The sequence below is a fragment of the Anaeromyxobacter sp. SG17 genome (assembly GCF_022690695.1).
In the GTDB taxonomy this organism is placed as follows: Bacteria; Myxococcota; Myxococcia; order Myxococcales; family Anaeromyxobacteraceae; genus Anaeromyxobacter; species Anaeromyxobacter soli.
This window is the reverse complement of sequence record NZ_JALCYX010000114.1, coordinates 1-9,752: the sequence shown is the minus strand read 5'-3', so window position 1 is coordinate 9,752 and position 9,752 is coordinate 1. Positions and strand designations below refer to the sequence as shown.

The following is a 9,752-nucleotide window of genomic DNA, read 5'->3' as shown; positions in this document are numbered from 1 at the left end:
CGCCGCCCCGGCGGGCTCGCTTCGCTCGCTGGGGCGAGAATCGGATCTCGGCTACGCGCTCTCGGGCGCGGTCTCCGGACCCTTCGCCTCGGAGTCGCGCCGGTAGCCGCACTCCTTGTTCGGGCAGGCCACGTACGGGCCCGTCTTCTTCGAGTACTTGTCGAGGAGGTACGCGCTGCCGCACTGCGGGCAGGCCTCGTTCCGGGGCCGATCCCAGGACACGAAGTCGCACTTGGGATAGGACGAGCAGCCGTAGAAGGTCTTCCCGCGGCGCGAGCGCTTCTCCGTGATGTACCCGCCGCAGCCCTTCGGGCAGGACACGCCGATGGAGATGGGCTTCGTGCCCTTGCACTCGGGGTAGCGGGTGCACGCGAGGAAGCGGCCGAAGCGGCCGCGCTTCATCACCATCGCGGCGCCGCACTCCGGGCACTTCTCGTCCGTCGGGACGTCCTCCTCCTTCTCCGGGACGATCTTCCCGTCCTCGCGCTTGAAGTTCATCGTGTTCCGGCACTCGGGGTAGCCGGAGCACGCGAGGAACTCGCCCATGCGGCCCCACTTGATGACCATGGGCTTGCCGCACTTCTCGCACGTGAGCTCGGTCGCGATCTCCTGGCGCTTCACGTCGCGCATGTTGACCTCGGCCTTCGCGAGGTCGTCCTTGAAGCTGTCGTAGAAGTCCTTCAGGACCTGCTGCCAGGCGGCGCTCCCCTCCTCGATCTCGTCGAGGCGCTCCTCCATGCCGGCGGTGAAGGCGAGGTCCATCTCGCGCGGGAAGCTCTTCACGAGCTCGTCGGTGACGACGAGGCCGAGGTGGGTCGGCTTGAAGTTCCGCTCGACCTTCTCGACGTAGGTCTTCTCCTGGATGTTCTCGAGGATGGCGGCGTAGGTGGACGGCCGGCCGATGCCGCGCTGCTCGAGCTCCTTCACGAGGGACGACTCGTTGAAGCGCGGGGGCGGCTGCGTGAAGTGCTGCTCGGGGAGGAGCCGGCGCAGGTCGAGCGTCATGCCGGCCTCGAGCGGCGGCAGCTGGCGCTCCTCGTTCGCCTTCTCGCGATCGCCGTTCTCCTTCGCCTCCTCCTCGGCGCCGGCCTCCTCCTCGGGCGGCTTCGCGCCGTAGACGGCGAGGTAGCCGGGGAACTTGAGGATGGAGCCGGTGGCCCGGAACGTGGCCCGGCCGGCGGTGATGTCCGCGGTGGTCTGGTCGTAGACCGCCGGGACCATCTGGCAGGCGACGAACCGGTTCCAGATGAGCTCGTACAGCCGGTACATGTCGCGCTCGCCGATCTGCTCGAAGTACGGGGCCACGCGGGCCGGCGTCCACTCGAGCGAGGTCGGGCGGACCGCCTCGTGGGCCTCCTGGGCGGCCTTCGCCTTCGTCTTGTAGACGTTCGGCGCCTCCGGCAGGTGGTCCTTGCCGTAGGCGTCGGCGATGTAGCCGCGCGCCGCGTCCACCGCCTCGGTGGAGAGCCGGACGGAGTCCGTGCGCATGTACGTGATGAGGCCGATCGCGCCCTCGTCGCCGAGCTCGACGCCCTCGTAGAGCTTCTGCGCGAGGGTCATCGTCTTCTTGGCCGTGAAGCCGAGGCGGTTCGCCGCCTCCTGCTGCAGCTTCGCCGTCGTGAAGGGCGGCGGCGCGTTGCGGCGGCGCTCCTTCTTGTCGACGTTGGCGACGACGTAGGTCGCGCCGTCGAGGTCCTTCACGAGCGCGTGGGTGACCGCGCCTTCCTTCAGCTCCGCCTTCTGGCCGTCGACCTTCGAGAGCCGGGCGCGGAACTCCGGCGGGAGCTTCGCGGCGAGCTCCGCCTCGAGCGTCCAGTACTCCTCGGGCTTGAACGCCTCGATCTCGCGCTCGCGCTCGACCACGAGGCGCACCGCCACGGACTGGACGCGCCCGGCGGAGAGGCCGCGGCGGACCTTCTTCCAGAGGATGGGGCTGATCTGGTAGCCGACGAGCCGGTCGAGGATGCGGCGCGCCTGCTGCGAGTCGAACTTCTTGCGGTCGAGGTCGAGCGGCTTCTCGATCGCCTTCTGGATCGCGTTCTTGGTGATCTCGTTGAAGAGGACGCGGCGGACGCGGCCGTCGCCCGAGTCGCCGATCTCCTCCGCGATGTGGAAGGCGATCGCCTCGCCCTCGCGATCGGGGTCGGTCGCGAGGAAGACGCGCTCGGCGGTGCGCGCGGCGCGCTTGATCTCGGAGAGGACCTTGGCCTTCCCCTTGATGACGTCGTACTGCGGCGTGAAGCCCGCCTCGACGTCGACGCCGATCTTGGACTTCGGCAGGTCCTTCACGTGGCCGACCGACGCGCGGACGTCGTAGGAGCGACCGAGGTACTTCTTGATCGTCTTCGCCTTGGCGGGCGACTCGACGATGACGAGGTTGCCCCCCACCGCGGGCTTCTTCGCGGCGCGCTTGGGCGGAGCGGCCTTCTCCTTCTTCATGCCCTCCGCGGCTGCGACCTTCGTGGCTCTCGGCATCTGTCGGGGTCCCCCTACGTGCGGCGCAGAAAGTAATGGCCCGGGCGCTGCTCGCACAAACCCTCGAGCTCGAGGGTGAGCAGCCCGGCGAGCGCCGGGCCGGGCGCGAGGCCCGCCTGGCGCGCGATCTCGTCGGCGTGACGCGGGCGCCGGGCGAGCGCCGCGAGGAGCGCGCTCTCGGGCGCGGCGAGCGCGGGCAGCGCGAGCTGCCGCTCGGCGACCGGCGCTGCCGGGATGCCGAGCGCCCCGAGCACGTCCTCGGCCGAGGCGGCGACCTTCGCGCCCCGGCGGAGGAGCGCGATCGGCCCGGCGGAGAGCGGCTCGCGCGCGTCGCCCGGCACCGCGAACACCGGCACGCCGTGCGTCCGCGCCCAGTCGGCCGTGATGAGCGCCCCGCTCTTCTCCCCGGCCTGGACGACCACGACCGCCTCCGACAGGCCCGAGACGATCCGGTTCCGCCGGGGGAAGTTCCCGGCGAAGCCCGGCGTCCCGTCGGGCAGCTCGGAGAGGATCGCGCCGCCCTCGGCGAGCACGCGCTGGAGGAGCGGCCGGTTCGAGGCCGGGTAGAGCACGTCGACGCCGGTGCCGAGGACGGCGACCGTGTGGCCGGCCGCGTCGAGCGCCGCGCGGTGCGCGATGGCGTCGATGCCCAGGGCGCCGCCGGAGACGACGGAGACGCCCGCCCGGGCGAGCCCCGCGGCCAGGAGGCGCGCCATCTCCTCCCCGTAGGCGTCCGGGTGGCGCGAGCCGACGACGGCGACGCGCCGGAGGTCGGCGAGCGCGCCGCGCAGGCGCAGCTCGGCCGGACGATCGGGCGTCTGCGCGAGGCGGTCCGGGTAAAGGCCGTCGCCCGGACGGATGGTGGTCGCCTCCTCCATGGAGCGGGGCCATATACCCACCGGGTGGTGGAGCGTCAAGGTGGGGACCCGCCGCCGAATGCACGGACCGTACCTGCCGACACGGTCAAAACGGCCTCCTACCTCCCGTAAACCGGTAGGATTGCGGCCGGCGGGAGGGCGCGCGGGAAGCCGTGCGAGAGCGACGGCCTGGCCGGCGCCCGCGCACCCGGAGGACGGTGGAGCTAGCGACCGCCGGCCCCCTCGGCCGCCGAGCGGACGGCGCGCATCTCCACCCGATCGCCGATGGCGAGCTCCACGAGGCTGCGCGTGACGAGCGCCGCCGAGGCGCGCTCCTTCACGTCGATGACGAGCATCTCGCCGATGTCCTCCTTCGGGAGGCTCGAATCCCAGGCCGGCAGGCCCGGCGCGCGGCCGTAAGGGTCGCCGGCGCGGACCGCCGTGAAGACGTTGCCCTCCTCCACGCCGTCGGCGGAGCCGCGGTCGATGAAGACGACGTGGTGCTCTCCGAGCTGGGTGACGACCTGGACCTGGCCGCCGACGATGGTGCCCTCGAGCGCGCGGCGGTTCGCGCGGCGATCCACCCGGCGGAGGAAGCGCTCCGTCCACGGACCGAGCATGGCGCCGCGCTCGATGGGCTCGAACGACTGCGTGATGACGAGCGTCGCCGCCTTGTCGTCCACCGCGACCACCTTGGCCGCGCCGAGCACGGTGGACTGCCAGCCGAAGAGCTCGTTCGTGCGCGGGTGGCGAATGGGCCGCTCCGTCTTGAAGATGACGTAGGTCTCGCCCGGCTTCACCTCGGCGCGCCGCTCGAACCGCGCGTACGCCTTGTCGTGGCTGGAGAGCATGAGCTTCTCCTCGAACGCGGCCTTGATCGCGCCCGACTCGGCGAGCTCGCGCGGGGTGACGAACGTGTCGTGCCGCGCGAGGAGCGCGCGCGGGGAGACGTAGCCGATCTTGTAGGGCCCGACGACCGCCACCGCGTCGCCGTCGTCGTCGGACTTCCCGTCCGCGCGGGAGAGGTCCTCGAGCTCGCGCGGCGGCGCCTCCTCGGCCTCGGCCACCGGCTCCCCGGCCGGCTCGACGCGCGTCGGGCCCTCGTCGGCGGAGGGGTAGAACCTGAGCAGGTTGCCCGGGTAGATCCAGTGCGGGTTCTCGATGTCCGGGTTGTAGGACCAGATCTTCGGCCAGTACCAGGGGTTGTTCAGGTAGCGGCCGGAGAGATCCCAGAGCGTGTCTCCGGGCCGGATCGTGTACGTGTCCGGCGTCTGGCCGCCGCTCGTGGCGGCGTCCTCCAGCGCGAGCGCGGTGCCGGCCACGGCCGGCGCGAGGCCCTCCTCGCCCGCCGCCGGTGCGCCGGCCGCGTCCGCGGGTACGGCGGCCGCGGTCTCCGAGGGCGCCCCGTCCTGCACGGCGCCGGTGGCCTCCACCTGCGGATCGGCGCTCGCGGTCCGGGCGGCGTCGCGCGCCGCGTCGAGCGCCCCGGCCTGCGCGAGCGCAGCGGCCGGAAGGAGGGCGAGGACGGCGACGAGGTGTCTGCGGATCATGGACCGCTCCTTGCCGGGACGCGCGGCGACGTGTCGCCGCCCTGCCCGGAGATGGCTGCGAGGCGAGTCCCGGCGCGCTCGGCGGCCGGGGTCCTCGGAAACTCGGTGACGAGGCGCTCGAGGATGCGCCGCTCCGCGCTGGCGGAGCCGCGCCGGGACTCGCAGGCGGCGAGCCGCTCGAGGGCGCCGGACAGCGCGTCGCCGGCGGGGTAGTCGTCGCCGGCCCGTGCCGCGAGCGCGCAGGCCGCGTCGTCCTTGCCCGCCGCCGCGTACGACTCGGCCGCCTCGACGAGCGCGTTGTCGGCCGCGGGGTGGCGCGGGTAGCGGGCGACGAAGTCCTCGAGGGCGTGCGCGCGGGCGACGCCGTCGCGGCGGCGCGCCGCGCGGAGCTCGCGATCGGCCTCGACCGAGAGCTCGCGGCCGCCGCCGAGCGCGAGCGCCTCGAGCCGCTCGGGCGCGGGCTCGGCGATGGGGATCGCGGTCGGCACGGGCGGCGGCGCGCGCCGGGGCTGGGGTGCGCCTGCGGCGGGGACCACCGCGGGGAGCGGCTCGGAGGGAGCCATCCTGAGGACGACCGGGGGCGGCTCGGAGGGCTCCACCCTCACGACCGCCAGGTCGGGCGGGACCACGGGCGGGAGCGCCTCGGCGGCCGGGGCGCGGCGCGGCGCCGGGTCTCGCGCGGCGCGCGCGCCGGCGAGCTCCATGCGTGCGGAGAGCCCGTCCACCTTGCGCGCGAGCACCTCGTTGTCGGCGCGCAGCGCGCGCACCTCCGCGCGGAGCGCCTCGACCTCCGAGGGCGCGGCGGCGCCGCCGCCGGCGCAGCCGAGCAACACGACGAGCGCCGCGGAGGCGTTTCGCGCGAGGGGTCTCAAAACTGGAAAATTCTAGGGTTCGGGGGCCGCCCGTCAAGGAAGGGGCCCCTCGCCTGGCCGCCGCGGATGTGCGCTGCCGGGAGCGGACGCGGGTGCGATGAAGCCTACCTGGCGCCCGGTGCGCCCCGCGTCGCGACGGTGAGAGAAGAACAGCTCCCGCTCGCAGGCGGTGCAGCGGCCGAGCACCTCGACGCGCTCGGAACGCACCCCGGCCTCCTCGAGCGCGAGGAGGTTCGCGCGCCACAGGTCGAGGCGCGCAGCGGCGCCGGCGCGGACGACCTCGGCGCCGAAGCGCGCCCGGAACCGCTCGGCGAGCTCGGCCGAGACCTCGTAGCAGCACGGCCCGATCGACGGGCCGATGGCGGCGACGAGGCGCGCCGGGTCGGCGCCCTCCCGCGCGAGCGCGCGGACGCCCTCGGCGGCGGCGAGCCCGATCGTGCCGCGCCAGCCGGCGTGGACCGCGGCGACCGCCCCGCCCTCGGGATCGGCGACGAGCACCGGCACGCAGTCGGCCACCGAGACGCACGCGGCGACGCCGGCGGTGACGGACACGACCGCGTCCGCCTCCTCCGCCGGCGGGGTCGCCGCCGTCGCCCGGAGGCAGCGGGTCCCGTGCACCTGCCGGACGCGCGCGAACCGCAGCCCGGTGGCGGCCTCGAGCCGGCGCCAGTTCTCCTCGACCCGGGCCGGCTCGTCGCCCACGGCGCCCCCCAGGTTCAGGGCGTCCCAGGGCGGCGGGGACGCGCCGCCGGGGCGGGTCGTGAAGCCGTGCGGGAAGGCGGCCAGCCGCTCGCTCGTCAGGAGACGCATCCGACGGGTTATAACCTTCCCTCGCCCATGCTCCGATCGATCCGGCGCTCCATCGGCCGCAAGCTGCTCATCGCGGTCGGCGCCCCCGGCCTCCTCTTCTCCCTCGCCGTGGTCCTCTGGCTGCGCCACGAGAGCCGGGCGCTCGCGCCGGCCGTCGAGCCGCTCCACCGGATCGCGCTCGTGGCGCTCGTCGTGCTGGCGGCGGGGCTCGCGGCGATGCACCTCGTGGTGGTGCGCTACGTCGTCGACCGCCGCCTCCGGCGGCTCGCCGCGGGCATGCGGCGGGCGCGCGAGGGCGACTTCCTGCACCGCGTGCCGGACGAGGGCGAGGACGAGATCGGCCAGGTGGCGAGCACCTACAACGAGACGCTCGCCGCCATCACCGACCTCCACGTCCGCCGCATCGAGGACGCGGCGTCGATCGCCTCGATGGAGCGCGAGCTCTCGCTCAAGGCGGAGCTCGAGGCGCGCGTGCGCGAGCTGACGCTGCTGTTCGAGCTGGGGCGCACGCTCGGTGCGACGCTCGATCTCGACGAGCTCGTCCGCGCGACCGCCGCGCAGGTGGGGAGCGCCCTCGGCGCGGCGGAGCTCCAGGTGCTCCTCGTCGACGAGGCGACCGGCGAGCGGGTGGTGCGCGCCGCCTACGGCAGCGACGGGGCGGCGGTCGGCACCCGGCTCCCCCCGGGCCAGGCGCGCCCCGGCTGGCTCGAGGTGCCGATGGCCCGCGGCGAGGAGGGCGCGGGGGCGATCGCGCTCCGGCCGGCGGGCGGCGGGCTCTCGCCGCAGGAGCGCCGGCTGCTCGAGGCGATCGCGGCGCAGTCCGCCATCGCCGTCGCGAACGCGCGCCTCCACCAGAAGATGGTCCGGCTGTCACAGACGGACGCGCTCACGGGTGCGCACAACCGCCGGAGCCTGTTCGCGCGCCTCGAGGACGAGCTCGAGCGGAGCGCGCGCTTCGACCACGCGACCGCCGTGGCCCTCGTCGACGTCGATCACTTCCGCCGCTACAACGAGGCCTTCGGCCACGCCTCCGGCGACACGGTGCTGCGCCGGGTCGCGGCGGTGCTGGGCGGGGCCGCGCGCAAGGTGGACGTCGTGGCGCGCTACGGCGGCGAGGAGTTCGCGGTGGTGCTCGCCCGCGCCGACCGCGCGGCCGCGCTCGTCGCCGCCGAGAAGCTGCGCGCCGCCGTGACCGCCGCGGCCATCCCGCACCCGGGCGTCGGCCCCGGCCACGTGACCATCTCGGTGGGCGTCGCCATCTACCCGGACGACGCGCGCGACCTCGGCGCGCTCATCGACTGCGCCGACGGGGCGCTGTACGCGGCGAAGCGCGCGGGGCGCAACGTGGTCATGCCGTACGCGCCGGGCATGCGCGACCACCCCGGGCGCAAGCGCGACCAGCGCAGCGCCTCGGATGCGGACGCGGGTGAGCTCAGGCCCGGCGAGGGCAGCCCGCCCGCCGCGGCCGCGGGCTGAGCTCGCCGGAAGGCGCCCTGACGACTCGCCGCGGCGAGCCCGCCTCGCGCGCGGGCTCGGCGGGGCGCGTCACTCGTCGCCGGGGGCTTCCCCGCCCCCCGCGCTCACCGGCTCCTGGCCCTGCGGCGCGGGCGCCACGCGCGCGGGGATGGCCGGCGGGGTCACCGGGCGCGCGGGGGCGGCCGGCGGGGTCCCCGGGCGCGGGGCGCCGCGGACGCGAGCGAGCTCGAGCTCGAGCGCCTTCTCGCGCCGGGCGCGCTCCTGCAGCGCCGCATGCAGCCGCTGCAGCTCCTGCGCACGCAGCTCGTCCCGCCGCTTGAGCTCCTCGCGGAAGCGCGCCTGCGCCTCCTCCACGGCGCGCACCCCGCGCCCCTCCGCCTCGCGCCGCTCCGCCTGGAGCTGCTCGACGCGGCGTGCGGCCTCGGCGGCGCGCGTCTCCGCGGCCTGCGCGCGGGTGGTGAGCTCCTTGTCGGCCCGGGCCCGCGCCTGGCCGGCCTGGGCGAGCGCCGCCTCGAGCTCCTGGATCCGCGCCCGCGCGGCCTGCGCCACGCCGGCGTCGCGCGCCCCCTGCTCGGCGCGCGCGGCGAGCTCCGCCGCGCGGGTCTCCGCCCGCGCGATGCGCGCCTGGAGCTCGGTCTCGATCCGCTGCCGGTCCCGGTGCGCGGACGCGAGCGCCTGCTCGATCTCGCGCACCCGCGCCTCGGCGCGCTCGGCCCGCGCGCCCGTCGCCACGAGCTGCGCCTGCGCCTCGTCCACGCGCTTGCGGGCCTCGAGCCGCGCCGCCTCGGACGCCTCGCGCGCCGAGACGAGCTGCGCGATCCGCTCCTCCGCGTCGGCGATCCGCCGGCGCGTCTCCTCCGCCCGCGAGGCCGCGGTCTCGTTCGCCGCGCGCTCGCGCCGCTCGGCCGCGCGCAGGGCCTCGGTCCTCGCCGCGATCTCCTTCTGCAGCGCGTCCTCGCGCCGGGCCCGCTCGGCGGCGAGATCCTCGAAGCGCTCGTGGAGCGCCTCGGCCGCCTCGGTCTTCTTGGAGAGCTCCGCGAGGAGCTCCTCCTCTCGCCGCCGGTGCTCGTCCTCGAGCGCCGCGGCGTGGGCGCGGGCGCGCTCCTCCGCGTCTCCGCGGGCGGTGATCTCGGCCGTGAGCTCGGCCTCGAGCCGCGCCCGCTCCGCGTCGGCCGCCTCCCGCGCGGTGACGGCGGCGTGCAGCTCCTCCCGGAGCGCCGCCTCGTCCGCCGCGGTCGCCTCGAGCTCGGCCTGGAGCGCGTCGCGCGCGCCGCCGATCTGCGCGGCGTCCTCCTCCGCGCGCGAGAGCCGGAGCTCGAGGCCGGCCGCCTCGGCGCGGGCCTGGTCGCGCTCCGCCTCGAGCGCCTTCACCCGCTCCGCTCGCTCGCGGTGCGCCGTCTCGAGCGCCGCCTCGAGCCGCGACCCCTCCCCGCGCGCCGCGGCGACGAGAGCCTCCTGCGCCTCGAGCCTGCCGGCGAGCTCCGCCTGCTTGCGCTCGGCCTCGCGCGAGAGCGCGTCGAGCGACTCGCGCGCGCGGCGCAGCTCCTCCTCGAGCGCGGCCGCTCGGTGGAGCCGGTCCTCGGCCTTCGCCTCGAGTTCCGCGGCCCACGCCTCGGCCTTCCGCGCCGCCTCCGCCCGCGCGGCGCGCTCGACGGTGAGCTCACCCTCGCGCTTCTGCAGCCGGCCGCGCGCGTCGGCGAGCGCCTCCGCCG

General features: G+C 75.7%; 6 protein-coding genes and 1 pseudogene. 1 reads left to right on the top strand and 6 read right to left on the bottom strand.

What is annotated here, in order from left to right:
- Window positions 1-51 precede the first annotated feature (51 nt).
- The 5 genes from topA to pgeF form a co-directional block, all read right to left on the bottom strand.
- Window positions 52-2,475 carry a type I DNA topoisomerase gene (topA, locus tag MNY60_RS22480; protein WP_242341297.1) on the bottom strand — a complete coding sequence of 808 codons (2,424 nt, stop codon included), beginning with the start codon at window positions 2,473-2,475 and terminating at the stop codon, window positions 52-54.
- A gap of 14 nt (window positions 2,476-2,489) precedes the next feature.
- Window positions 2,490-3,353 (bottom strand): DNA-processing protein DprA, encoded by an 864-nt coding sequence (dprA, locus tag MNY60_RS22475; protein WP_242341298.1) that lies wholly within the window; start codon window positions 3,351-3,353, stop codon window positions 2,490-2,492.
- 203 nt (window positions 3,354-3,556) lie between these two features.
- Window positions 3,557-4,882: a LysM peptidoglycan-binding domain-containing protein gene (locus MNY60_RS22470; RefSeq protein ID WP_242341299.1), complete on the bottom strand. Its 1,326-nt coding sequence runs from the start codon at window positions 4,880-4,882 to the stop codon at window positions 3,557-3,559.
- The gene (locus MNY60_RS22465) at window positions 4,879-5,754 is read right to left on the bottom strand and encodes a tetratricopeptide repeat protein (protein ID WP_242356374.1); all 876 of its coding nucleotides are present in this window, start codon (window positions 5,752-5,754) and stop codon (window positions 4,879-4,881) included. The genes MNY60_RS22470 and MNY60_RS22465 overlap by 4 nt, the downstream gene beginning before the upstream one ends.
- A gap of 33 nt (window positions 5,755-5,787) precedes the next feature.
- Window positions 5,788-6,564: a peptidoglycan editing factor PgeF gene (pgeF, locus tag MNY60_RS22460; protein WP_242341301.1), complete on the bottom strand. Its 777-nt coding sequence runs from the start codon at window positions 6,562-6,564 to the stop codon at window positions 5,788-5,790.
- Window positions 6,565-6,591: 27 nt separating this feature from the next.
- Between pgeF and MNY60_RS22455 the strand changes: the two genes are divergently transcribed.
- Window positions 6,592-8,040 carry a diguanylate cyclase gene (locus MNY60_RS22455; protein WP_242341302.1) on the top strand — a complete coding sequence of 483 codons (1,449 nt, stop codon included), beginning with the start codon at window positions 6,592-6,594 and terminating at the stop codon, window positions 8,038-8,040.
- Window positions 8,041-8,109: 69 nt separating this feature from the next.
- Here MNY60_RS22455 and MNY60_RS22450 read toward each other — a convergent pair.
- Window positions 8,110-9,752, bottom strand: a pseudogene (locus MNY60_RS22450) (hypothetical protein); the annotation flags it as partial.

Excerpts from the sequence above, each read along its gene's own strand:
- dprA (WP_242341298.1), bottom strand. The coding sequence starts at position 3,353 with ATGGAGGAGGCGACCACCATCCGTCCGGGCGACGGCCTTTACCCGGAC.
- MNY60_RS22455 (WP_242341302.1), top strand. The coding sequence starts at position 6,592 with ATGCTCCGATCGATCCGGCGCTCCATCGGCCGCAAGCTGCTCATCGCG.
- topA (WP_242341297.1), bottom strand. The coding sequence starts at position 2,475 with ATGCCGAGAGCCACGAAGGTCGCAGCCGCGGAGGGCATGAAGAAGGAG.
- MNY60_RS22470 (WP_242341299.1), bottom strand. The coding sequence starts at position 4,882 with ATGATCCGCAGACACCTCGTCGCCGTCCTCGCCCTCCTTCCGGCCGCT.
- pgeF (WP_242341301.1), bottom strand. The coding sequence starts at position 6,564 with ATGCGTCTCCTGACGAGCGAGCGGCTGGCCGCCTTCCCGCACGGCTTC.